A 299-nucleotide genomic window follows, 5' to 3' on the forward strand; every position below is an offset into this window, starting at 1 on the left:
CATCGAGGTTCTTTTCGGTAATGTCGGGTTCGATGCCGCGCAGCGCGTCATTCGCTCCCAGTTCAAGGATGACCAGATCGGTGCCATCGGGAACGGACCAGTCGATGCGCGAAAGCCCGCCCGTGGTCGTGTCACCCGACACGCCCGCATTCTCGATCGAAACCTCGACACCCTTGTCGTTGAGTGCCTTTTCAAGCTGCTGCGGAAAGGCGGCATTGGCCGGCAGCAGATAGCCCGCCATGAGGCTGTCGCCGAAACCGACAATTCTCACCTGCGACAATTGCTCGGTCGGCAGTGCG

General features: G+C 60.5%; 1 protein-coding gene. It reads right to left on the reverse strand.

Features of this window, described 5'->3' with window-relative positions:
* Positions 1-299: GDSL-type esterase/lipase family protein (locus tag SB822_RS56185; RefSeq protein ID WP_410858989.1), on the reverse strand; the 299-nt coding region annotated here is incomplete at both ends.

The sequence above is a fragment of the Paraburkholderia sp. SIMBA_054 genome, assembly GCF_046534875.1.
Lineage (GTDB): Bacteria > Pseudomonadota > Gammaproteobacteria > Burkholderiales > Burkholderiaceae > Paraburkholderia > Paraburkholderia hospita.